Source organism: Aeromonas sp. BIGb0445, from assembly GCF_024809075.1.
In the GTDB taxonomy this organism is placed as follows: Bacteria; Pseudomonadota; Gammaproteobacteria; order Enterobacterales; family Aeromonadaceae; genus Aeromonas; species Aeromonas rivuli.
On sequence record NZ_JANUES010000004.1, the window covers coordinates 161,446 to 184,595 of the forward strand.

Here is a 23,150-nt window from a genome sequence, read left to right on the forward strand (position 1 = left end):
CCCTACTTCTCTCTTCGGCGGGGACTCTGCCCATCCAGCTCACGCAGATAATCGAGTTTCTGGGCTATCTGTTTCTCAAGCCCGCGATCCGTCGGCTGGTAATATTGCGTGCCGGCCAGTTCAGGCGGGAAGTAGCTCTCGCCGGCGGCATAGGCACCGGGTTCGTCATGGGCATAGCGATATTCGGCGCCATAACCCAGATCGCTCATCAGCTTGGTCGGGGCGTTGCGCAGGTGCGGTGGCACCTCGAAGTCCGCTTGCTCCTTGGCATCTCGCAGCGCCGCCTTCCAGGCGGTGTAGACCGCATTGCTCTTGGGGGCGCAGGCGAGATAGACAATGGCCTGGGCGATGGCCCGCTCCCCTTCTGCCGGGCCGATGCGGTGGAAGCAATCCCAGGCCGACAGCGCCACCTGCATGGCACGGGGATCGGCGTTGCCGACATCTTCCGAGGCGATGGCCAGCAGACGACGAGCGATGTAGAGCGGGTCGCAGCCCGCGCTCACCATGCGGGCATACCAGTAGAGCGCCGCATCGGGGGCCGAGCCGCGAATGGACTTGTGCACCGCCGAGATGAGGTCATAGAAGTGATCGCCCCCCTTGTCGAAGCGCGCCACGTGCTCCCCCGCTACGGCGGCGAGCAGGGCGCTGTCGATCACTCTCTCCCCCTCCCCGTTTGCCTCGGCCATGTCTCCCAGCAGCTCCAGATAGTTGAGGGACTTGCGCCCGTCCCCATCCACCGCCTTGGCCAGCGCCTCCTTCACCCCGGGGGCGAAGGTGAGGGTCGGATCATTGAGGCCCCGTGGGTCGGTCAGGGCCTGACTGATCATGGCGAGGATATCTTGCTCTTCCAGCCGTTTGAGCAGATAGACCCGGGCCCGGGAGAGCAGTGCGTTGTTGAGTTCGAACGAGGGGTTTTCGGTGGTGGCACCGATGAAGGTGATGGTGCCATCTTCGATGTGGGGCAGGAACACATCCTGCTGGCTCTTGTTGAAGCGGTGCACCTCATCCACGAACAGTATGGTACGCACTCCGCGCCAGCTGTTCTCCTTGGCCTTGTCGATGGCGGCGCGGATCTCCTTGATGCCGGAAGTGACCGCGGAGAGCCGCTCCACCTCGGCCTGGCAGTAGTGGGCAACGAGTTCGGCGAGGGTGGTCTTGCCGGTGCCGGGGGGGCCCCACAGGATCATGGAGTGGCAGTGCCCCGCCAGGATGGCTTTGCGCAGGGGCTTGTCCGGTCCCAGGATATGCTGTTGGCCTATGTACTGGTCAAGAGTCTGCGGCCGCATCCGTGCGGCCAGTGGACGAAAGTCCGATGAGAAGTCCAAAGAGAGATTGCTCATCAGCGTTGGTCGTCCAGCGCGACCCCCTTGGGCGTCTTGAACACGAACTCGTTGCCCTTGAGCGCCGGCTTGCGATTGAAGCCGCTCAGGGTGAACTCGCTCCACTGACCCTGGGCCTCTTTCACGTCGAAGCGGCTGATGTTCTCCTGCCGGTCGAAGGTAATTCTGAAGGAGGCGATCAGTTCGTCCTGATTGCGGCTGGTGACGGTGAACACATCATCCTGCTCGGTCACGTCGTAGTTTTTCCAGTACTTGTCATCGCTGCTGGCGATCAGGATGAAAGGGGTATTGACCACGGCATCTTGCAACTTGAGGGCGGTGACCTGTTCGACGAAGGGATCGTAGATCCAGACATCCTTGCCATCGGCCACGATCAGGCTCTCGTCCGGTGAGGTGGTGTGCCAGTTGAAGCGATTAGGGCGCGACACCAGCAGATCGCCGCTCGCTTTTTGCAGCTCTTTGCCCTTGCTGTCAAAGACGGTCTGCTGGAACTGGGCGGAGAAGAGGTTGACGGCTGCCAGCTTCTGCTTGAGATCACTGGCCGCATCGGCCCACACCTGGCTGCTGGCGATGAGCAGCACGGTTCCCATCAATAACTGTTTTTTCATAAGGTCTCTCGCTAAAAGGCCACACCCGCTAAGGGCATGGCCAGGACACACACGCTATCAATCACGTACCGGAGGCGGTGCCAGCACATCCCGTTGGCCGTTGCCACCGGGGCTGCTGACGATGCCCTGGTTCTCCATCTGTTCGATGAGCCGGGCCGCTCTGTTGTAGCCAATCTTGAATTTGCGCTGCACGCTGGAGGTTGAACCACGACGGGATTCCACCACGAAGGCCACCGCCTCGTCGAACAGCGGGTCCAGCTCTTCATCACCACTGCTGCCATAATCGCCGCTGCCGCCCTCCTCCGACTCACCGGAGAGGATCTCCTGGATGTAGTTGGGCTCACCGCGCAGCTTCCAATCCGCCACCACCTTGTGCACCTCGTGGTCATCGACGAAGGCGCCGTGGACCCGGGTCGGGTTGGAGGTGCCGGCCGGCATGTAGAGCATGTCCCCCATGCCGAGCAGGGATTCGGCGCCGCCCTGATCCAGGATGGTGCGGGAATCTATCTTGCTCGACACCTGGAAGGAGATCCGGGTCGGGATGTTGGCCTTGATGAGGCCCGTTATCACATCCACCGAGGGACGCTGGGTCGCCAAGATCAGGTGAATACCGGCGGCCCGCGCCTTCTGGGCGATACGGGCGATCAGCTCTTCCACCTTCTTGCCGACGATCATCATCATGTCGGCAAACTCGTCCACCACCACCACGATGTGCGGCAGCTTCTCGAGCTCGGGGGCCATCTGATCCATGGAGTCCCCCGGGCGCCACAGCGGATCGCGCATGGGGTTGCCCGCATCAGATGCCATCTGCACCTTGGTGTTATAGCCCTTGAGGTTGCGCACCCCGACCGCCGACATCAACTTGTAGCGACGCTCCATCTCGCCCACGCACCAGCGCAGGGCATTGGCGGCGTCCTTCATGTCGGTCACCACCTCGGTAAGCAGATGCGGTATCCCCTCGTAGACCGAGAGTTCCAGCATCTTGGGATCGATCATGATGAAGCGCAGATCGTCCGGGCTCGCCTTGTAGAGCATGGAGACGATCATGGTGTTCACCCCGACCGACTTGCCCGAGCCGGTGGTACCGGCCACCAGCAGGTGCGGCATCTTGGCGAGATTCACCACCACGGGCTCACCGGCGATATCCTGGCCGAGCACCATGGTCAGGGGGCTCTCGCTGTTGTGGAAATCTTCGCAATCCACCACTTCGCGCATGTAGACCGTCTGGCGAACCCGGTTGGGCAGTTCGATGCCGATGAAGGTCTTGCCGGGGATCACCTCCACCACCCGCACGCTGCTGGCAGAGAGCGAACGTGCCAGATCCCGCGACAGGTTGGTTATCTTGCTCGCCTTCATGCCTGGGGCAAGGTCGAGCTCGAAACGGGTGATGACAGGGCCCGGGTAGACGCCGACCACCTTGGCCTGCACGTTATAGTCGGCAAGTTTGGCCTCCACCAGACGCGCCATGCGCTCCAGCTCCTCCGGGCTCATCGACTGAGTCTTGGCCGGGGGACGGTCGAGCAAGTCCAGGCTCGGCAGCGGCGCCATGTTGGCCATGGCGGTGCGTTTGGAGACAGGAGGGCGGGCCGCGGCAGGGCTTGGTGCATCGTCACCATTGTCAGCCCAAGGCAGGTCCATCTCCTCTTCGCTGGCCTTTACCACCGGCTGACGGGGACGCTGGCCACGTTTGACGGGGGCCGGAGCGGGCGCGTCATCCTCATCATCGAAATCCGGATCGAACTGGAAAGTATCTTCGTCCAGCTCAGGCAACCACTCCTCGGATTTGACCGCCCTCTTCCCCTTGCCGCCTTGGGGCCCCTTGGCACCGCGCAGCCAGCCACTGTGAGGCTCATCGTCCTCATCATCCAGGGCCAGGGTACCGGCACTGCCTTCCAGCAGCGGATCCGGCCCGTCATAACGGGGTTGACGCCAACCGCCACTGAGCCAGTGTCCCAGGGTCGTGGGCAGGTGGTAGATAGCAGACACCGACCCCGTGCAGGCGCTGCCGATCCGCTCGACGATGGTGAGCCAGGACCAGCCGGTGAACAGCGTGATGCCTGTTGCCACGAAACAGAGCAGCATCAGGTTGGCACCGACGCCACCAAACAGCGGGATCACGGCCGAGGCAATCACATCGCCGACCAGACCACCGGCCGAGAAGTTCTGCATGTCGTTGAAGTTCATGCTGGCGATGGCCGACATGCCAAGCACCGTCAGGATGAAGCCTACGATGCGCACCGACAGGGTCAGGTAATCGACTTCCAGCAAGCGGCTCGGTCGCCAGAACAGACTCCAGCCCAGCAGTACCAACAAGGGCGGCACCAAGTAGGAGAAGGCCCCGAAGGTGAACATGGTAATATCGGCTATCCAGGCACCGGCGCTCCCCGCCAGATTCTTCACATCCCCTTCCCAGGATGTCTGGGACCAGCCGGGATCGGCGGGGTGGTATGTGAGCAGGGCAAGCAAGAGGTAGGCAGCCAACAGTGTGATGGCGATCAAGACGGCTTCGAAGATCCGTTGGGTGCCTGATAAAGGAGTAAACAGCTTTTTCTCGGCCAAACTCCGGCTCCTTTCTGAAAACAAAATAACGCGTGGGACAAGGGGGCCCAGTATCCCTGAAAAACCTATCGTTTGTCAGCCTGTCTGCCCATTGACGCGACAGACTCGACAAGCAGAAACGAGCGGACTGGCCGCTCGTTTCTCATTTTTATGATGCATCAATTGCGTGACACATCACAGAACAAAATACTCTATCGGGTACTAATTACCAGTCGACTACTCTGTTTTACTTCTTCCATCACCACATAGGTGCGCGTGTCGTTGACGCCGGGCAGTCGCAACAGGGTTTCCCCAAGCAGGCGGCGGTAGGCAGACATGTCGCTGACGCGGGTCTTGAGCAGGTAATCGAAATCACCGGAGACCAGATGACATTCCTGGATCTCTTCGAGTACTTGAACGGCTTTGTTGAACTGTTCAAACACGTCCGGGGCGCCCCGGTTCAAGGTGATTTCCACAAACACCAGCAGAGAAGCATCCAGATAATGAGGGTTCAGAATAGCGGCATATCCTTCGATATAGCCTTGTCGCTCCAGGCGACGAACCCGTTCCAGACAGGGTGTGGGACTCAGGCCAACTCGTTTGGACAACTCAACATTCGAAATCCTGCCATCCTTTTGCAGTTCATTAAGAATGTTGCGATCAATCCTGTCCAAATCCTTTAGCCGACTCTTAGCTTCCATCATTTTATTCCATCCTTTGGCTATTTTTTGGTAAGAATCACCAGTCATTTTATAATTATGGTCACAAATCCTGTCAATACCTGAATATACTAGGCGCAAATGTCGCTTAACAATATGGCAACATAAAACACCAATCTATAGACGAGGGATAGCATGATTATCGGTGTACCTAAAGAAATAAAAAACCATGAATATCGCGTAGGCATGGTTCCAGCCAGTGTACGTGAACTGACAGCACGAAACCATACTGTTTTCGTCCAAAGCGGGGCGGGAACTGGCATCGGCTTCACCGACGCAGATTATCAAGCTGCTGGCGCCGAAATGTTGGCCTCTGCTGCCGATGTTTTTGCAAAGTCACAGATGATAGTCAAGGTCAAAGAACCCCAGGCCGCCGAGCGTGCCATGCTGCGCCCCGACCAGGTGTTGTTTACCTATCTGCACCTGGCGCCAGACCTGCCCCAGACCCAAGAGTTGATCGGCAGCGGCGCCATCTGCATCGCCTATGAAACCGTCACCGATGACCGTGGCGGCTTGCCCCTGCTGGCCCCCATGTCCGAAGTTGCCGGTCGCATGTCTATTCAAGCCGGCGCCCAGGCGCTGGAGAAATCCCGTGGCGGCAGCGGTATGTTGCTCGGCGGCGTACCCGGGGTCGAGCCGGCCAAGGTGGTGATACTGGGTGGCGGAGTGGTCGGTTCCAATGCAGCCCGCATGGCCGTTGGCATGCGGGCCGATGTCACCATCCTGGATCGCAGTGTTGATGCCCTGCGTCGCCTCGACAGCGAGTTTCAGGGCGCCGCCAAGGTGATCTACTCCACCAGCGAAGCCATAGAGCGCCACGTGTTAAGCGCCGATCTGGTGATTGGTGGTGTGCTGATCCCAGGCGCCGCTGCGCCGAAACTTGTCACCCGTGACCATATTGCCCGCATGAAGCCAGGTTCGGCCATTGTCGATGTCGCCATCGATCAGGGTGGCTGCGTCGAGACATCTCATGCCACCACACACCAGGATCCCACTTATATCGTCGATGAGGTGGTGCACTACTGCGTGGCCAACATGCCCGGGGCCGTGGCGCGTACCTCCACCTTCGCCCTCAACAATGCCACCCTGCCCTTCATCATCCGTCTGGCAGATCAAGGCTACAAAGCCGCTCTGCTTGCCGACAAGCACCTGCTGAACGGCCTCAACGTGATGGCGGGAAAATTGACCTGTGCCGAGGTCGCCGAGGCCCATGGCCTTGCCTTCACCGACCCCCTGACCCTGTTGAACTGATCTCCCTTGCCAACAAGTCGAGATGAGTGAAAATCCGCCCGCGATGGGCGGTTTTTTTATGGCTGATATTCAGGGCGGGCGATTAACACAATCGACGCACTGCCCTTTGACCCCGGATCACGAATTCCCTACAATCGCGCAAACTCATTACGTCTCGGAAATCACACCATGAGCGAAGTCATTCACAGCAAGCTGCTGATCCTGGGCTCAGGCCCGGCAGGCTACACGGCCGCCGTCTACGCCGCCCGTGCCAACCTCAATCCCCTGCTGGTCACCGGCATGCAGCAAGGTGGCCAGTTGACCACCACCACGGAAGTGGAGAACTGGCCCGGTGATGCAGAAGGGCTGACCGGTCCGGCGCTGATGGAGCGAATGAAGGAACATGCGGAGAAGTTCGATACCCGCATCCTGTTCGATCACATCAACGAAGTGTCCCTGAACCAGCGTCCGTTCCGCCTCAAGGGTGACAGCGGTGAGTACAGCTGTGATGCCCTGATCATCGCTACCGGCGCCTCTGCCAAGTATCTGGGTCTGCCATCTGAAGAGGCCTTCAAGGGTCGCGGCGTCTCCGCCTGTGCCACCTGTGATGGCTTCTTCTATCGCAACCAGGAAGTGGCCGTGGTCGGCGGCGGCAACACCGCCGTGGAAGAGGCACTCTACCTGGCGAACATCGCCAAGAAGGTGCACCTGGTTCATCGTCGCGACGAGTTCAGGGCCGAAAAAATCCTGATCAAGCGCCTGCACGACAAGGTCGCCAGTGGCAACATAGTGCTGCACACCTACCAGACCCTGGACGAGGTGCTGGGCGACGAAATGGGCGTGACCGGCATCCGCCTGCGCAGCACCAAGGATGACAGCACCTCTGAGCTGCCGCTGATGGGGGTCTTTATCGCCATCGGTCACCAGCCGAACACCCAGATCTTCGAAGGCCAGCTGGCCATGGAGAATGGCTATCTGCTGGTCCGCGGCGGTCTGCAAGGCTTCGCCACCCAGACCAGCATTGAAGGCGTGTTCGCCGCCGGCGACGTGGCCGACCACAACTACCGTCAGGCCATCACCTCGGCCGGTACTGGTTGCATGGCCGCCCTGGATGCCGAGCGTTTCCTCGACGCGCAATAAGCGCCTCTCGCCCTGTGCAGGGCCAGATGCTGTCAATGACAAAGGCATGCCTCGGCATGCCTTTGTTGTATCCAGACCCCGCATCACGTCTTTGGTCTGTTCTCGATTTGTGGCCAATACCGCCTCTTCTCTGCCACTCGGGTCAGCGACAGAGGCTGACGACACGGGTGACTCCTTGTGCTAGTCATGACTCAATATGTCTTGTCGACCCGCACCCCATCATCAAAATAGAGGATCCGCACCTTGTCGCCCTGGGCGAAGACCATGGCCGGATCGAAGTCCTGGATCACATTGACCAGCGCGTCCTGATCGTTGCGAATGAGCAGCTCCACCAACTTGTTCTCCACCACCTCAGTGCCGGACTGGTAATACTGCGCCGCACCGGCGCCCGCCAAGGCCCCCACTGCGGTGGCTATCTCCCGGCCATGGCCGCCGCCAAACTGGTTGCCGATCAGCCCCCCGATAAGGGCGCCACCCAACGTCTTCCAGCCAGATTGCTGCGACTCAATCACCTGACGCTGGGTAATGTTGCGCATCGTCTCGACCTGACCAAACACCACCTGGTTGACCGGGCGCGCCGTATTGCGTTGATAGACCTCGGCACTGGCCTGCATCGTGACAAAGCACAGCAGGCTGGATACTATCAGGATAATGGCCTTCATCTATGAAACCTCTCGATGCTATGTCTTGCTACCTGACCCAACTGGATGATGAGCCGACCCGGTTCCCCCACCCCAAACACGCGCTGGATGAGCCCAATGGCCTGCTTGCGATTGGAGGCGATCTCTCCCCTCCTCGTCTGCTCGCAGCTTACCACAACGGGATCTTTCCATGGAATGAACCCCACCAGGCCCTGCTATGGTGGTCACCGGATCCCCGTGGGGTAATAGTCCCCTCCCGCCTGCATGTGGGACGCAGCCTGAAAAAGTTTTTGCGCCGTCATTCATTCGATATTTCCATCAATCGCGCCTTTAATCAGGTTATCACCGCCTGCGCCGCCCCCAGGCCCACCGCCAGTGGCACCTGGATCAGCAGCGAGATGATAGCGGCCTATCAAGCATTGCATCGTCTGGGTCACGCTCACTCCATCGAAGTGTGGCAAGACGGGCAGTTACAGGCAGGGCTCTATGGTATCGCCGTCGGTCGCCTCTTCTGTGGCGAGTCCATGTTCAGCCGTATCGATAACGGCGCCAAAGTGGCCATGTGGGCCCTCTGTCGTCATTTCGAATGCCACGACGGTGCCCTCATCGACTGCCAGATGCAAAACAGCTTCCTGGCGACCCTGGGCATCGAAGAGTGGCCCCGTAGCCAGTTTTTAGCGGCGCTGGCGACACTGCGGCAGCAACCACTGCGTAAGGGGTGCTGGCAAACGAGGTCAATCAGCCTATGACAGAAGAAGTGATCCTCAAAGTCGGCCTGACCCCCAAACATGCCTGCAGCTATCTGGAACATCAACAGGAGCAGCTGCTGGTACTGATGGACAACGACCTGCTCAATGCTCACGGTTACGAACGCTTGTTGACTGCCGGTTTTCGCCGCAGCGGCAACGACATCTATCGCCCCCACTGCCCGAGCTGCAGCGCCTGTCAGTCTCTGCGTATCCACAGCGAGCAATTTGTGCCCAGTCGCAGCCAGAAGCGCATCCAGCAACAAAACCAGGATCTCTCCCTGGTGCTGAGCTATGACGACAAGCCCGAGTATTACCAGCTGTATGAGCGCTATATCCGCCAGCGACACCGGGACGGCAGCATGTACCCTCCCAGCCGTAGCCAGTACAAGGGCTTTCTGCACTGCGACTGGATGCCGCCGCTCTATCTCGAGATCCATCAGAATAACCGGCTGATCGGTGTGGCCGTCACGGACCTCTTGCCTCACGCCTTGAGCGCCATGTACACCTTCTTCGATCCCGCCTTTGCCGATCGATCCATCGGGACCTTTGCCATCTTGAGCCAGCTGGATCTGGGGCGGCGGACTGGTCGTCAGTGGCTCTATTTGGGCTATCAGGTTGAGGAGTGTCGCAAGATGAAATACAAGAGCCGCTTCCTGCCCCATGAGCGACTTATTAAGGGTGAATGGAAAAATATCGTCACCAAGCCCGAGTAAACTTTACACATTGGCTTAAATCCGGCATGATCCAGCGGATTTTTGTTGTGGCTTATCAAGAGGATTCAATGGCTAAAGAAGACAGTATTGAGATGCAGGGCACTATCTTGGAAACCCTGCCCAATACCATGTTCCGTGTGGAACTGGAGAATGGTCACGTGGTTATCGCTCACATTTCCGGCAAGATGCGCAAAAACTACATTCGTATCCTGACTGGTGACAAGGTGACAGTCGCTCTGACTCCCTACGATCTCTCCAAGGGTCGTATTGTTTTCCGCTCTCGCTAAGCCAGGAATTCAGCAAAAAACCCCAACCTGATGGTTGGGGTTTTTTGTCGTTTCGTGGTTTCTAGTTAGTGAGGCACGGCTTCAACATCGACCTGAAAATCGAAGCTGAGGCTATCATTTACTACTTCAACCTTGACGATACCCCCATCGACCAGTGAGCCAAATAGGATCTCATTGGCCAGGGGTTTCTTGAGGTGTTCCTGAATGACCCGTCCCATGGGTCTAGCTCCCATCGCCCTGTCATAGCCCTTCTCGGCCAACCAGTGACGGGCATCTTCCGATATCTCGAGGGATACTCCCTTGGCATCCAGCTGCACCTGCAGTTCGACGATGAACTTGTCGACCACTTGATAGATCACCGCCATATCCAAATGATTAAACCAGATGGTGTGATCGAGCCGGTTACGGAACTCAGGGCTGAACGTCTTGTTGATCACTTCCATAGCATCGTGGCTGAGATCTTGCTGCTGGAAGCCAATGGACTTGCGCTGCGTCTCCTGTACACCCGCATTAGTGGTCATCACCAAGATGATGTTACGAAAATCCGCCTTGCGCCCGTTATTATCGGTGAGCGTCCCGTTATCCATGACCTGCAGCAGCAGATTGAACACATCCGGGTGTGCCTTCTCGATTTCATCGAGCAACAACACGGCGTGGGGGTGCTTGATCACCGCATCGGTCAACAGGCCACCTTGTTCAAAGCCAACATAACCGGGCGGGGCACCAATCAGTCGAGAGACCGTATGACGCTCCATGTATTCCGACATGTCAAAGCGCAGCATCTCGACCCCAAGGGCCTTACCGAGCTGCTGGGTGACTTCTGTCTTGCCCACCCCGGTTGGGCCAGCAAACAGGAAGCAACCGACCGGGCGTCGCTCGTTCCCCAACCCTGAACGAGAAAGACGAATGGCATCGGTCAGCACCGAAATCGCCTTATCCTGGCCAAACACCACCATCTTGAGGTTACGTTCCAGATTCTTGAGCACTTCCTTATCGGAGGAGGAGACAGATTTTTCCGGAATACGCGCTATCTTGGCCACAATGGACTCAATCTCGGCCACATTGATCACTTTCTTGCGCTTGCTCACTGGCAACATACGCTGCCCTGCCCCGGCTTCATCGATCACGTCAATGGCCTTGTCTGGCAGATGGCGATCATTGATGTACTTTGCTGAGAGCTCGGCCGCGGCCCGAATAGCCTTGGCGGTGTAGCGCACACTGTGATGCGCCTCGTAGCGGCTCTTGAGGCCCATCAGGATGCGAGTCGTATCATCTATGGTCGGTTCTACGATATCGATCTTCTGGAAGCGGCGCGCCAAGGCACGATCTTTCTCGAAGATCTGGGCATATTCCTGATAAGTGGTGGAACCCACGCAGCGCAGCAAGCCATTAGAGAGCAGAGGCTTGATAAGGTTTGCCGCATCCAGCTGGCCACCAGACGCCGCCCCTGCACCTATGATGGTATGAATTTCATCGATAAACAGAATGGCCCCTTCCTGGCGCTCGATCTGTTTGAGCAGCACCTTGAGGCGCTTTTCGAAATCACCACGATATTTGGTACCGGCCAGTAATGACCCCATGTCCAGGGAGTAGATGGTACTGCCGGCAATGACCTCAGGCACATCGCCCTTGACGATGCGATAAGCCAAGCCTTCGGCGATCGCGGTCTTGCCCACTCCCGCTTCCCCAACAAACAAGGGGTTGTTTTTACGGCGGCGGCACAAAACCTGTATGGTGCGGCTCAGCTCCTGATCGCGCCCGATCAAGGGATCAATGCGGCCCTCAAGCACCAGCTGATTCAGGTTAGTGGCAAAGCTCTCTATTTGGGCGGCTGAGACATCATCATCAGCATCGGTATTGTTTTGCGGGGTGTCTGGCTTGTTGTCTTTACGCACACCATGGGAGAGGAAGTTGACCACATCCAGTCGACTGATATCGGATTTCTTCAGGAAATAAGCGGCTTGGGACTCTTGCTCGCTGAAGATGGCCACCAGCACATTGGCGCCACTGACTTCAGTATGGCCCGAGGACTGCACGTGGAATACTGCGCGTTGCAGTACACGCTGGAAACCTAGCGTAGGCTGGGTCTCTCTATCTTCGTCATCGACGGCAATCAGCGGCGTAGTCTGATTGATGAAGGCCGCAATCTCCTTGCGCATCAACTCCACATCCGCACCACATGAACTCAAGGCCTCATGGGCTGAGCTGTTATCCAGCAGGGCCAACAACAGGTGCTCAACGGTCATGAATTCGTGACGCTCATCGCGAGCGAGCTTGAAAGCCTCGTTCAGCGTCTTTTCTAACTCTTTGTTCAACATAGGCACCTCCCCTAAGTACAGCAACAATGTGGTGTCGTTCTGTCATCACGTCATGTCGTTTAGGCCTTTTCCATCGTACATAGCAGTGGATGTTCGTTATTACGTGAATAGGTATTGACCTGGACCACCTTGGTCTCCGCTATCTCTGCGGTGAAGGTGCCACAGACTCCTTTACCACTATAATGCACACTCAGCATGATCTGGGTAGCCTTATCCAGATCCATCCGGAAGAACCGCTGCAAGACTTCAACCACAAACTCCATTGGGGTGTAGTCGTCATTATTGAGCAGCACCTTGTACATGGATGGCGGCTGCAGCTTGGTCTTCTCGGACTGCGCAATCTCTTCATTAACAAAGAGTTCTTTTTGCTTACTCATGATTGTGCTTGGGTACCTCTAGATTACTACCACCAGGCGTCAGGCTGTCAATAGAGTTGTTAACTGGATCACATGACTTGTTAACAACTTCTTGACTCGACCATCAGTTGGACTAAATTGGTTACTTGCTAATCGGCGCCCTACCATTATTAGGTTGATATCACTAGTTATAATGGGCTGGCGCAGGTTACTCAACGACTTTAGGGTAATCAATAAAAGGATGTAGATGTATGGCAACCGGAACAGTCAAGTGGTTCAACAACGCAAAAGGATTTGGGTTTATCTGTCCGGAAGGGGGCGGTGACGATATCTTCGCCCACTACTCCACCATTCAAATGGAAGGTTACAGAACCCTGAAAGCGGGTCAAGCCGTTCAGTTTGAACTGCAGCAGGGTCCGAAGGGAAATCATGCCGCTGTTATTGTGCCGAATGAAGCACAAAACATCTGAGCCAAGGTTGGATAAATAAAAAATCCGGCCTCATTTAGGCCGGATTTTTTATTTATCACTGCCCACAATCGCCCTCCTCACACTCAGCCAGGCGTCATAGAGGGAAGATACGCTGCTGCTTTCTAGCCCCAATATGAGACAGAGTGACGAATGTTGGCAAACAGCAGACAGCAGACAGCAGACAGCAGACAGCAGACAGCAGACAGCAGACAGCAGACAGCAGACAGCAAAAAGCCCGACCTGGGTCGGGCTTTTCAATATGGCGGTGAGGGAGGGATTCGAACCCTCGATACGTTGCCGTATACACACTTTCCAGGCGTGCTCCTTCAGCCACTCGGACACCTCACCAAATTTTTTACTGCTTTGAAGTGGCTTGCGGAGCACGCGTTGCGTGCTTCTCTTCCGACTTCGTCGGTGGGCAGCCACTTGAACAGCCCACCAAATTCTTGACTGCTGCTTTACCTGTTCAATCACCAGGGTTGCTCACGGCCAATGCCGCGACAACGGGGCGTAATTTAGGGGAAAGCCGCTCGCCCGTCAACGGCTTTCTCTGCCTCTTGCGCTCGACTGCCGGATTAATGCACAGAACCCGGTTCAACCACCACATCGACCAGGTTGAGGAAGCCCAAACGCTCACACTCGGCAACCACGTCATGGGTCGCGGCTATGGTGCTCTGCACAAACAGGATGAATTGCTCAACCGTGAGGCCCGCCTTGGTAAACACCGTATGACCGACCACCAGCCGTGGCAGATTGTCATCAATGATGTCGAGAAACACCTTGAGGGAGGGATACTGCATGTTGAGCCGGCCCAGCTCGGCCACCATGGGCAACAGCGCCGCAGGGCGGATTTCCAGCTCGGAGGAGAACAACAGTCCTTCCTCTTCGACAAAGACGCGGCTCTCCTGAATGCCTTCCACCGATTGCAGGGAGACGATATGGATGCCATGACACTGATCGCAGACATAGTGCTCGATACGAGCCTGTTGCAACCAACGCATTATCATTTCGGAGCTGGGTGTATTCATCATGACGTTATGGGACTCTTGAAAGCGAGGGGCGCAGTCTAAACCAATTTGTGGCCAACCTAAAGCAGAGGCCCCTGCCCGCCTCTGTTTGCGCTTCTTTTTGACACTGACAGTCCATATACTCAGCCCACCTGCGCGCAGCCCTCAGCCGAGTATCGATGACCATCCAAGAGAAATATCGCCTGCACCTCAAGTCCCTTTCCGATGAATTGCTGGTGTTGCAAAAGCCGATCCGCATTCTGGATGCCATCAAATGGCCCCATCATATCCGCCATGACTTCCTGGCAAAGGGGGGCCGTGAACTCCCCGCCATCGATGCCAACTTCTATCAGGGCTTGGATCTGGGCTTCGATCCGCGCAACAAGTACCTGGAGCTCAAGGAGCTCAGGGACAGGATCCGCCGCAAACTGGGCCCCCATGACGATCTGGGCCGCATACTGCAGGCCAACGTCGACCAATATATGGTGGTGATCGAGATGCTGCGCCAACGCGGTCAGCCGGACTTTCTGCGTTACAGCCAGCGTCTCTATGGCTCGGCCCGGGATCATCTGCGTGGCGATCGCAAGACACTGCGCGAGCTGGGAGAGCGGTTGTGCGACATCTTCTCCCTGCCTGGCGCCCGCAATCTGGTGCGCCCCTATCCCAAGGAGTTTGAGGGGCAGGCAGCGGTCGACCGGCTGCAGGACAAGCTATCCAGTTACTTTCGCGACGGTCAGGTGCAGGTAAAGCTGAGCGATGGCATCGTCTCGGATGCCGCAGCCGGCGGTGACTATATCAAGCTGAGCAGCCATGCCCGCTTCTCCGAGCTGGATCTGCAGGTGTTGGAAGTCCATGAGGGCTGGGTTCATGTCGGCACCACCCTCAATGGCCGACAGCAACCTTATGCGACCTGGCTCAGTGCCGGCTCACCACGCATCACCGCCTGCCAGGAGGGGTTGGCTGTGCTGATAGAGACTCTGACCTTCAGCTCTTTCCCGGACCGGGCTAAACGCATCTCGGACAGGGTGATGGCTATCGATATGGCCGAGAATGGCGCGGACTTCATCGAACTCTATCGCCATTTTCTGGACAAGGGCGCGAGCGAGCATGATGCCTACAAGATCACCCAACGCGTATTCCGGGGCGGCATGGTGGAGGGGGGCGCCTGCTTTACCAAGGATCTCTCCTACGTAAAGGGCTATGTGGAGACGGTCAACTTCATCCGCAGCGCCGTGTTGGAGGGCGTACCCGAAATATTGCCCATGCTGTTTGTGGGCAAGGTGACCCTGGATGACATTCCTGTGCTCTATCAGCACTATCTGGAGGGGTTGATCGCCGCCCCCAAGTACCTGCCCCCCATGTTCCGTGACCTGACCGGTCTCTATGTCTGGTTCGGTTTCGCCTCCGGCATGTCCCTTGTCGATATAGGCCGGGTTCAGCAGCATTTTCGTCAGCTGTTTCATCGCCTGCCGGTGGCCGACCCCATCATTACTCCGGTCGACAGCGAATTCGATTAAGCTCCCCGCCTCCCCTGCCTGAGCCACTTCCCATGGCTGCACCCACCATCAGAAAAGGGCCCGACCGGGCCCTTTTCATCCTAATTCAAGCCTGCACTAGCTGAACTTAACGAAATGCCCGGCCAGCCAGATAGTGCTTGCGGCACAGGGAGACATAACGGGCATTGCCCCCTATCTCCACCTGAGCGCCATCCCGCACCACCTGACCATCGGCATTGACCCTGGCATTCATGTGCGCCTTGTTGCCACACCAGCAGATGCTCTTGAGCTCTTCCACCTTGTCGGCCAGACAGAGCAGATGGTAGGAGCCCGGGAACAGCTCGGCACGAAAATCAATCTTGAGGCCATAGGCAATCACGGGAATACCCGCCTCATCCACCACCCGGGCCAGCTGATAGACCTGCTCCTTGGTGAGAAATTGCGCCTCATCGACGATGAACACATCGATGGCCTGCTCCGCATGGCGGGCCTTGACCATCTCGAACAGATCGCAGCTGTCGCTAAACACCTCCACCTTTAACGTCAACCCGACCCTGGCGCTGATCACCCCGAGTCCGGATCTGTCATCAATGGCTGGCGTCATGGCCAGAGGGTGCATGCCCCGCTCGAGATAGTTGAAGTGTGCCTGGATCAACTGGGTGGATTTGCCCGAATTCATCGCGGCGAATTTGTAATGTAGTGAGGCCATGCCTGCTCCGATACCAATTTATGGCGCGCATGCTAACGCAGCATGGCGTCAAAAACAAAGGGGCCCGCAGGCCCCTCATCATTCATCAGGCGGTGGCTGCCGCCTTCTGATTGGCTCTCAGGTAGAAGAGTGTCACCCCGAGGAACCAGACGCCGCTGGTGACAAAACCTGCGCCGACCGAGTGGGTCAGTCCCAACGTCAGGTAGCCGAAGGCAGCGCCGATGGCGATGGTCAGCGCATAGGGCAGCTGCGTCATCACGTGGTCGATATGATGGCAACCGGCCCCCGTGGAGGAGAGGATGGTGGTGTCCGATATCGGTGAACAGTGATCGCCAAATACGGCCCCGGCCAGCACCGCAGAGAGCATCGGCAACATCATGCTTATCTCGCTGGCGGCAGCCATATCACCGGCCAGAGGCAGCATGATACCGAAGGTACCCCAGCTGGTGCCGGTGGCAAACGCCATGGCGCCGGAGAGGCAGAACATCACCACGGGCAGCAACTCGATGGGCAGCCCGCTCTGGGCCAGGGAAGCCAGATATTTACCGGTCTCCACATCGCGGATGACGGCGCCGATGGCCCAGGCAAACACCAGAATATAGATGGCGGGCAGCATGGCCATGACGCCGTGCTTGATGACCTCGAGCCAGGTGCGCAGGCTCAGTCCCATGCGCAGAGTCAGCACCACGGCCACCCCAAGACCGCACAGGCCGCCATTGACCAGAGAGGCACCCACATCGGTATTCTCGAACGCGCCCAGCACCCCGAACGGCAGTCCTTTCTCGGCCAGGGCAGCAGCCCCGGTGGCCATCATGAAATAGACGGTGGACGCGGTCAGGGTCAGGATAGGCAACACCAGATCGATGACCCGGCCGCGACTGGAGACCGGCAGATCGCCGCTGCTGCCGGGGGGCACACCCTTGGCCGGATCCCACAACTGCCCTTTGAGGGCGCGCTGCTCATGCTCACGCATGGGACCGATGTCGAGCTGGAACACTATCACCACCAATACCATGGCCAGGGTGAACAGGGCATAGAAGTTCATGGGGATCATCTGCACGAAGGCAGAAATGGGACTCTGATCCTGGATACCATGGGCCGTCAAGATGCCGCCGATGAGGGCGATGATATAAGCCCCCCAGGAGGAGATCGGCATCAACACACAGACAGGGGCGGCGGTTGAATCAAGCAGATAGGCCAGCTTGGCCCGGGAGATATTGAAGCGATCGGTCAGCGGACGGCAGATGGTGCCCACCGACAGACTGTGAAAATAGTCATCGATGAAGAACAGGAACACCAGCAGGCCGGTCAGCAGCTTGGCCCCCCGTCGGTCCTGGATACGCTGCGCCGCCCATTCTGCAAATGCCAGGGTCGCGCCCGACACCGTCAGCAGACTGATGATGCCGCCCAGTAGCAGCAGGAATATCAGTATATTGACGTTCCAGCCATTCAAGGCGCCGTCAGCCCAGAATATCCCCTTGGCCACCTGGCCGAGATACTCGGCACTGGCCAGGGGGGCAAACTGATTTACCAGCAGGCAGCCCAGCACGATGCCGACGCCGAGGGAGAGCAGCACCTTGCGGGTCGTGACGGCCAGTATGACTGCCGCCAAAGGGGGAATGAGGGACCACGCCGAATCGGCGTAATGGGTAATGTCCATGATCTCTTGACACCTACAACATAAGGTGGAGATCTACCGAGAGGATAAAGAAGAAAATGAGCCCGCGAAGGGTTACTCCTCAGCCCCTTCAGTAGCGCTCCATAGTGATTGACTATGGCAGTACTGCACCTGTTCGATGCAGTCCCAGCGACCCTGCATGATGGCATGATCACTTCGGCGCTGGCTCCTTTCCTCATGCTTCACAGGCATCACCCTCCGCATGAGTAGTTATAGGCAGCGCGCCTCTACTTAAAAGGTATTCGGCGGGCATTTTATCGTGCTGACATTTTATATCAAGTTTTTTGATTTAATACTCATTCGAATCAAGTCTTTCCGCACAATGGCAGTGAGAGATATCACGGAGGAAAGATCTGACGAGATTTTAGCCTGACACCCACCTTGATGAGGTTTCTCACCCTAATTAACCCGTCGACAGGGATTAAAAAATAATGATCTTAATTTCAGGCAATTATTTATTAATTCTCTCGACTTGACTTAATGTCGTCCTGACGTATAAATTACCAGAAAATAGTTATCCAATATTTATCCCTTTCTTGCTCGCATGGTAACCACTATGACTGAATTTCTGAAAGTACTGCTGAATATCCGTAGCCTGCGTGCCGCTTGCCGTGAGCTGACTCTGGAACAACTGGAAGAAGGGCTGGAGAAATTCTCCGCCATCGTTGCTGAACGTCAGCAAGATGAAGCCGTCGATCGTCAAGCTCGCGAAGAGCGTCAGCGTAAAATCAATGAATATACCGAAATGCTGAAAGCCGCGGGGATCGACCCGGCTGAATTGGTTAGCACGGCTCCTTCCGCCGAACCGGCTAAAGGCAGCAAGCGCGCTCCGCGTCCGCCGAAATACCGTTATGATGATAACGGTGTCGAGAAAACCTGGACCGGTCAGGGTCGTATGCCTTCCGCTATCGCCAAGGCCGTTGAAGCAGGTAAATCCTTGGCAGATTTCGCTATCTGATTTATCCAGGCATTCCCTATAAAAAAACCTCGCATGGCGAGGTTTTTTTTTGCTCCAGACAAGGTTGCTCACCCTGTCGTCAGAACCATCTGGGTATTTACCTGTCTGCCGCTTTAATCCAATGCACTTCCGGCTTGCCCTCTTGGCAGACCAGGTAGCGAGCCAGGGTAAAGAACCAGTCGCTGAGCCGGTTGACGTAGGGGATGACGGCAGGGTTGATCTGCTCCTGTTCCGCCAGGACAAGCAGCTGTCGCTCACAGCGCCGCGTCAGTGTCCGTACCACATGGGCCAGGGCAGCCGCCTCAGATCCGCCGGGTAGAATAAACTGGCGCAGCGGCGCTAATTGTTCAGTGTAATGATCGATCTGGGATTCCAGTCGTGTCGTCCACTCCTCCCTGACCTGCCAAATAGCACTCGACTGTGCCTCACTCGAAAATGCCAATTCACCTCCCAGGTCAAACAACTCCTGCTGAATGAGTGTCAGCTCGGCTAATACCTGAGGTTGCTGATCGGTTATTTTCGCAGCAAGAAGACCTATATGAGAATTTAATTCATCTATGTCGCCATAACTGGCCACTCTCTGATGACTTTTGGCAATGCGGCTACCATCTGCCAATCGGGTCATCCCCTTGTCGCCTTGCCGGGTATATATTCTCATACTGATATCCTATCGATGATGGGTAGTATCATGGACTCGAGCCCATTTAATTTTATCTCATACGCCAATGCCAGTGATTGCCCCAGAGAGCCAGCCGGAAATCCACTCCGTGCCATCCACACCAGATAAGGTTCAGGCAAATCGATGAGCCTGCGCCCCCGATATTTGCCATAAGGCATTGGCGTGGCCAGAGTCAGCAATATCTGTTCGTCAGGCAAGCCGGTCATTTAATCGATTTCCAGATATTTATGAGTCTGGATAGAGAGGCGCCAATTACGTTCAATACAGACCGCCATGGCAAGCTGGGTTGCCCTGGGTTTCTGGCTGATGGGTTGCAGCGCGATCACCACATCCTCGCGCAGCTGGACACTGGCGAGCAGGGCATCCAGCTCCTCGACATGTCGCATCATGGCCACAGGATGCTTGATTTCATTGGCCCTGGCCAAGGCGTTGGGCAGCACAGTCAAGCCGCCTGCCATCCCTATTTTAGGGGATACTGTGACCCAGGTCGACGGATGGGTCAGCACCTCGCTGGTACCACTCGTTTCTATCTGCAGCTGATAACCGGCCTGGTGCAGGGTCTCGCTGAGCTCGTTCAGATCATAGAGGCAGGGTTCCCCTCCGGTGATCACCACGTGCTTGGCCCGATAACCCAGCTCGGCAAAACTGGCCAATATCTGGGCGCCGCTCATCGGGCTCCAACCATCGGATTCGTTAGAACAATCCAGCACCTGGCTGACCGGCACCTGGCGCGCCGGATCCACCACCCAGGTATGACGGGTGTCGCACCAGGGGCAGCCGACGGGGCAACCCTGCAGGCGCACGAAGATAGCGGGCAGGCCGGTGAACACCCCCTCCCCCTGTATGGTCTGAAAAATTTCGTTAATCGGGTAGAGCATCATAAAACTACTGGTTACCAATCACTGTGACCCCGTGCGGGGTGAATAAGGCTAGCGCCCCTGTTTGTGTTGCAGACGCAGGCTGACGCCTGCCCGATCAGCCAGATACTGATCCAGACCACGGCGGCGCAGTATGCAGGCGGGACAAGTCCCACAGCCATCGCCAATCAGGCCGTTGTAGCACGTCAATGTTTGTTCGCGCACCAGGTTCAGCTGGCCGAACGTATCGGCGAGCGCCCAGGTCTCGGCCTTGTCGAGCCACATCAAGGGCGTCTCGAAACGCAAGCCACGATCCAGTCCCAGCGCCACCGCATGGTTAAGCGCCTTGACGAACTCATCGCGGCAATCGGGATATCCGGAGAAATCCGTCTCGCAGACCCCGGTGATCACCGCCTCCGCGCCCACTTGATAGGCATAGATGGCCGCCAGGGTCAGGAAGAGTATGTTACGGCCCGGCACGAAGGTGTTGGGCAAGCCATTGTCCTGCAACTCGCCGCTGACCGGAATATCGTCCCGGGTCAGGGCCGATATGGCCAACTCCCCCAGCAAGGTGACATCCATCACTTTGTGGGCAGCCATGCCCAGCACCTTGGATAGGGTGCGGGCCGTCTCAATTTCCGCCAGATGGCGCTGGCCATAGTCGAAGGTAATGGCGTGAACCTCGTCATATTGCGCCTTGGCCTGTACCAGACAGGTGGTACTGTCCTGACCGCCACTGAACACCACAACTGCTTTTCTCACTTGATAGATCCTCTTAAGGGCGCAGGGCCGCTGGCTTGCGCGTCGAATAGGAGAGCCACTGCTCGTTGAGACGATGGAACAGGCTCGGCAAGGGGGCATATTTGGCCGGGTCGCCCTCCCATTGCGATAACAGATGATAGCCAGCCTCCAGGGTCGACAAGGCCGTGGCAAAAGGCTTTTTGCGGATAAGGTACTGGCCTTGGACGGTGGCGAGGGCAATGCGCGGCAAGGCGGCCAGCGCCGGGTTCAGACAGAGCATTTTATAAGCCTTGCGCCAGGTGCCATCGAGCAGCAGGAAGCAAGGCTCCCCCTGAGCTGAGCCCGGGGACAAGGCACGCACCTCGGCCAGAGGCCGGGCCTGTTCATCGGGCCAGAGCAGATAGCAGGGACGAGTGGCCAGCAACTGCATCAGTGCCGGGTGCTCGCTGAACGTCTCCCCGACCCAGATCTGGGCCTCGGTCAGGCTGGCGGCCAGCAGGGACGCGGTACCCTTGGGATGCCCCACCTCACTCGGGTGTTGCAAAATGACCAGGGGGGCCCGATTCACCACGGGATGAATATATTCGCATAGACAGGCTTTGAGGGCGCGGACGCAGCGTGTACAGTAGCGACTATTTTGTTCGTTGGGCCCTTTCATGTTGTCAGTCAAATCCGGGCTATTCTGGCTCATCACGCTTTCACTCGCCTGCCTGATCCTCTTCTTTACCGTGCCAAACGATCTCATCGCCTTCAACCGGACGCTGATAGCTCAGGGAGAAGGGTGGCGCATCATAACAGGCAATCTAGCTCACACCAATCTGTGGCACCTGCTGCTCAACCTCGCCGGCCTGCTGGTGCTCTACGCCTTGTTCTGTGATTACTTGCAGAGTTGGGCCTTGCCGCGGCTGCTGGCCGTGCTCAGTCTCGCCGTGGGCCTGGGCCTGTGGTATGGCTATCCGCACACCCAATGGTACATGGGCCTGTCCGGCATGCTGCATGGGCTCTTCGTTTGGGGGGCCATTCAAGACATTCGCCACCGCCGTCATTCGGGCTGGCTCATGCTGCTGGGGATTGCCATCAAACTGGGACTGGATCACTACTCCGGGGGGGATGGTCCGGCCGCCATGCTGATCGGGGCCAAGGTACACATAGGGTCACATCTGGTCGGTGCGGGAGCAGGCCTGGTGCTTGGCCTGCTCACGCTCTTGGTCAGCGGCTGGCGAGATCGTCGTTGATTTCTGCAAGGGTCAGAGCCGGATCGGCCGATTGGGTGATCGGACGCCCAATCACCAGATAGTCCGCCCCCGCAGCCACTGCCTCACGGGGCGTCATCACCCGGCGCTGATCGCCCTGTGCCACGCCCAGAGGGCGTATTCCTGGCGTCACCAAGGTAAAGTCATCCCCCAGCGCGGCCTTCAACTCCCTCGCTTCGTTGGCAGAACAGACCACTCCATCGAGCCCGGATGCCCTGGCAAGGCGAGCCAGGCGCAGCACCTGTTCGGCCGGGCTGATATCCAGACCAATGCCCTGCAAATCCTCTTGTTCCATGCTGGTCAGTACCGTCACGCCAATGAGCAACGGCGCTTTATCGCCATAAGGCACGAGGGCTGCTTTGGCGGCCCGCATCATGCGCTCTCCCCCGCTGGCATGCACGTTCACCATCCAGACACCCAATTCGGCACTGGCCGCAACGGCCTTGGCAACCGTATTGGGGATGTCGTGAAACTTCAGATCCAGGAAGACGTCGAAGCCCTTGGCAACCAGCTGACGCACGAACTGGGGGCCAAACAGCGTGAACATCTCCTTGCCCACCTTGAGGCGGCACTGGGTCGGTGAGACCCGTTCAACGAAGGCCAGGGCATCGGCTTCACACTGATAATCCAGCGCGACCAGAACTTTGGGATCTAGCATCTCTC

25 protein-coding genes, 1 tRNA gene and 1 riboswitch are annotated in these 23,150 nt (G+C 57.5%); of the genes, 9 read left to right on the forward strand and 17 right to left on the reverse strand.

Features of this window, described 5'->3' with window-relative positions; translation table 11 throughout:
* Window positions 1-2: 2 nt before the first annotated feature.
* The 4 genes from M2367_RS10660 to lrp all read right to left on the reverse strand — a co-directional run bounded on the left by M2367_RS10660 (window position 3) and on the right by lrp (window position 5,190).
* On the reverse strand, window positions 3-1,340 hold the full coding sequence (locus M2367_RS10660; protein ID WP_042042899.1) for a replication-associated recombination protein A: 1,338 nt from the start codon (window positions 1,338-1,340) through the stop codon (window positions 3-5).
* The gene (gene lolA, locus M2367_RS10665) at window positions 1,340-1,948 is read right to left on the reverse strand and encodes an outer membrane lipoprotein chaperone LolA (protein WP_042042900.1); all 609 of its coding nucleotides are present in this window, start codon (window positions 1,946-1,948) and stop codon (window positions 1,340-1,342) included. The genes M2367_RS10660 and lolA overlap by 1 nt, the downstream gene beginning before the upstream one ends.
* Before the next feature lie 57 nt (window positions 1,949-2,005).
* Window positions 2,006-4,507, reverse strand: coding sequence for a DNA translocase FtsK (locus tag M2367_RS10670; RefSeq protein ID WP_259236667.1), 2,502 nt, complete (start codon window positions 4,505-4,507; stop codon window positions 2,006-2,008).
* A 191-nt stretch (window positions 4,508-4,698) separates the two neighbouring features.
* Window positions 4,699-5,190 (reverse strand): leucine-responsive transcriptional regulator Lrp, encoded by a 492-nt coding sequence (lrp, locus tag M2367_RS10675; protein ID WP_005300047.1) that lies wholly within the window; start codon window positions 5,188-5,190, stop codon window positions 4,699-4,701.
* Window positions 5,191-5,340: 150 nt separating this feature from the next.
* Between lrp and ald the strand changes: the two genes are divergently transcribed.
* Complete coding sequence (gene ald, locus M2367_RS10680) at window positions 5,341-6,456, forward strand: alanine dehydrogenase (protein WP_259236668.1); 1,116 nt, start codon at window positions 5,341-5,343, stop codon at window positions 6,454-6,456.
* Window positions 6,457-6,624: 168 nt separating this feature from the next.
* A complete protein-coding gene (gene trxB / locus M2367_RS10685; RefSeq protein ID WP_042042903.1) occupies window positions 6,625-7,575 on the forward strand; it encodes a thioredoxin-disulfide reductase in 951 nt (316 codons plus the stop codon).
* Window positions 7,576-7,766: 191 nt separating this feature from the next.
* Here the strand turns inward: trxB and M2367_RS10690 are convergent, their stop codons facing one another.
* Window positions 7,767-8,237, reverse strand: a complete 471-nt coding sequence (locus M2367_RS10690; protein ID WP_042042904.1) for a glycine zipper 2TM domain-containing protein — start codon at window positions 8,235-8,237, stop codon at window positions 7,767-7,769.
* 20 nt (window positions 8,238-8,257) lie between these two features.
* On the opposite strand from M2367_RS10690, the gene aat reads away from it, so the two are divergent.
* From aat to infA, 3 genes are all read left to right on the forward strand, one after another.
* The gene (aat, locus tag M2367_RS10695) at window positions 8,258-8,965 is read left to right on the forward strand and encodes a leucyl/phenylalanyl-tRNA--protein transferase (RefSeq protein ID WP_259236802.1); all 708 of its coding nucleotides are present in this window, start codon (window positions 8,258-8,260) and stop codon (window positions 8,963-8,965) included.
* Entirely contained in the window at window positions 8,962-9,678 is a 717-nt protein-coding gene (locus M2367_RS10700) for an arginyltransferase (RefSeq protein ID WP_042042905.1), read from the forward strand. The genes aat and M2367_RS10700 overlap by 4 nt, the downstream gene beginning before the upstream one ends.
* Window positions 9,679-9,746: 68 nt before the next feature.
* Window positions 9,747-9,965: a translation initiation factor IF-1 gene (gene infA, locus M2367_RS10705; protein ID WP_005300033.1), complete on the forward strand. Its 219-nt coding sequence runs from the start codon at window positions 9,747-9,749 to the stop codon at window positions 9,963-9,965.
* Window positions 9,966-10,030: 65 nt separating this feature from the next.
* Here the strand turns inward: infA and clpA are convergent, their stop codons facing one another.
* The gene (clpA, locus tag M2367_RS10710; protein WP_259236669.1) at window positions 10,031-12,283 is read right to left on the reverse strand and encodes an ATP-dependent Clp protease ATP-binding subunit ClpA; all 2,253 of its coding nucleotides are present in this window, start codon (window positions 12,281-12,283) and stop codon (window positions 10,031-10,033) included.
* A gap of 59 nt (window positions 12,284-12,342) precedes the next feature.
* Entirely contained in the window at window positions 12,343-12,660 is a 318-nt protein-coding gene (gene clpS, locus M2367_RS10715; protein WP_005907683.1) for an ATP-dependent Clp protease adapter ClpS, read from the reverse strand.
* A 230-nt stretch (window positions 12,661-12,890) separates the two neighbouring features.
* Here clpS and cspD point away from each other — a divergent pair, with 230 nt between their 5' ends.
* Entirely contained in the window at window positions 12,891-13,109 is a 219-nt protein-coding gene (gene cspD, locus M2367_RS10720) for a cold shock-like protein CspD (RefSeq protein WP_005907684.1), read from the forward strand.
* A 260-nt stretch (window positions 13,110-13,369) separates the two neighbouring features.
* On the opposite strand, the gene M2367_RS10725 is transcribed toward cspD, so the two are convergent.
* A tRNA-Ser gene (locus M2367_RS10725) sits at window positions 13,370-13,457 on the reverse strand.
* A 227-nt stretch (window positions 13,458-13,684) separates the two neighbouring features.
* On the reverse strand, window positions 13,685-14,140 hold the full coding sequence (locus M2367_RS10730) for a YbjN domain-containing protein (RefSeq protein ID WP_083940412.1): 456 nt from the start codon (window positions 14,138-14,140) through the stop codon (window positions 13,685-13,687).
* 155 nt (window positions 14,141-14,295) lie between these two features.
* Between M2367_RS10730 and M2367_RS10735 the strand changes: the two genes are divergently transcribed.
* The gene (locus tag M2367_RS10735) at window positions 14,296-15,633 is read left to right on the forward strand and encodes a flavohemoglobin expression-modulating QEGLA motif protein (RefSeq protein WP_259236670.1); all 1,338 of its coding nucleotides are present in this window, start codon (window positions 14,296-14,298) and stop codon (window positions 15,631-15,633) included.
* A gap of 106 nt (window positions 15,634-15,739) precedes the next feature.
* On the opposite strand, the gene M2367_RS10740 is transcribed toward M2367_RS10735, so the two are convergent.
* Both M2367_RS10740 and M2367_RS10745 read right to left on the reverse strand, forming a co-directional pair.
* Window positions 15,740-16,321: a thymidine kinase gene (locus M2367_RS10740; protein WP_042042909.1), complete on the reverse strand. Its 582-nt coding sequence runs from the start codon at window positions 16,319-16,321 to the stop codon at window positions 15,740-15,742.
* 85 nt (window positions 16,322-16,406) lie between these two features.
* On the reverse strand, window positions 16,407-17,981 hold the full coding sequence (locus M2367_RS10745) for a Na+/H+ antiporter NhaC family protein (RefSeq protein ID WP_259236671.1): 1,575 nt from the start codon (window positions 17,979-17,981) through the stop codon (window positions 16,407-16,409).
* Window positions 17,982-18,065: 84 nt separating this feature from the next.
* Window positions 18,066-18,237, reverse strand: a riboswitch (Lysine riboswitch).
* Window positions 18,238-18,555: 318 nt separating this feature from the next.
* On the opposite strand from M2367_RS10745, the gene M2367_RS10750 reads away from it, so the two are divergent.
* The gene (locus M2367_RS10750; RefSeq protein WP_042042911.1) at window positions 18,556-18,957 is read left to right on the forward strand and encodes an H-NS family nucleoid-associated regulatory protein; all 402 of its coding nucleotides are present in this window, start codon (window positions 18,556-18,558) and stop codon (window positions 18,955-18,957) included.
* A gap of 97 nt (window positions 18,958-19,054) precedes the next feature.
* Here the strand turns inward: M2367_RS10750 and M2367_RS10755 are convergent, their stop codons facing one another.
* Genes M2367_RS10755 through M2367_RS10775 form a run of 5 tightly spaced genes read right to left on the reverse strand, consistent with a single transcriptional unit; the run spans window position 19,055 to window position 21,892 of the window.
* Window positions 19,055-19,615: a cob(I)yrinic acid a,c-diamide adenosyltransferase gene (locus M2367_RS10755; RefSeq protein ID WP_042042912.1), complete on the reverse strand. Its 561-nt coding sequence runs from the start codon at window positions 19,613-19,615 to the stop codon at window positions 19,055-19,057.
* The gene (locus M2367_RS10760) at window positions 19,612-19,842 is read right to left on the reverse strand and encodes a DUF3820 family protein (RefSeq protein WP_042042913.1); all 231 of its coding nucleotides are present in this window, start codon (window positions 19,840-19,842) and stop codon (window positions 19,612-19,614) included. Before M2367_RS10760 ends, M2367_RS10755 begins: the two co-directional genes overlap by 4 nt.
* Window positions 19,843-20,514, reverse strand: a complete 672-nt coding sequence (gene queE / locus M2367_RS10765) for a 7-carboxy-7-deazaguanine synthase QueE (protein ID WP_259236672.1) — start codon at window positions 20,512-20,514, stop codon at window positions 19,843-19,845.
* A gap of 51 nt (window positions 20,515-20,565) precedes the next feature.
* A complete protein-coding gene (gene queC / locus M2367_RS10770) occupies window positions 20,566-21,255 on the reverse strand; it encodes a 7-cyano-7-deazaguanine synthase QueC (RefSeq protein ID WP_259236673.1) in 690 nt (229 codons plus the stop codon).
* Between the two features lie 13 nt (window positions 21,256-21,268).
* The gene (locus M2367_RS10775) at window positions 21,269-21,892 is read right to left on the reverse strand and encodes a tRNA-uridine aminocarboxypropyltransferase (RefSeq protein WP_259236674.1); all 624 of its coding nucleotides are present in this window, start codon (window positions 21,890-21,892) and stop codon (window positions 21,269-21,271) included.
* Between M2367_RS10775 and rrtA the strand changes: the two genes are divergently transcribed.
* Window positions 21,891-22,469 (forward strand): rhombosortase, encoded by a 579-nt coding sequence (gene rrtA / locus M2367_RS10780; RefSeq protein WP_259236675.1) that lies wholly within the window; start codon window positions 21,891-21,893, stop codon window positions 22,467-22,469. The genes M2367_RS10775 and rrtA overlap by 2 nt on opposite strands.
* On the opposite strand, the gene pyrF is transcribed toward rrtA, so the two are convergent.
* The gene (gene pyrF / locus M2367_RS10785; RefSeq protein WP_224432728.1) at window positions 22,444-23,145 is read right to left on the reverse strand and encodes an orotidine-5'-phosphate decarboxylase; all 702 of its coding nucleotides are present in this window, start codon (window positions 23,143-23,145) and stop codon (window positions 22,444-22,446) included. The two genes, rrtA and pyrF, sit on opposite strands and share 26 nt — an antisense overlap.
* Window positions 23,146-23,150 lie beyond the last annotated feature (5 nt).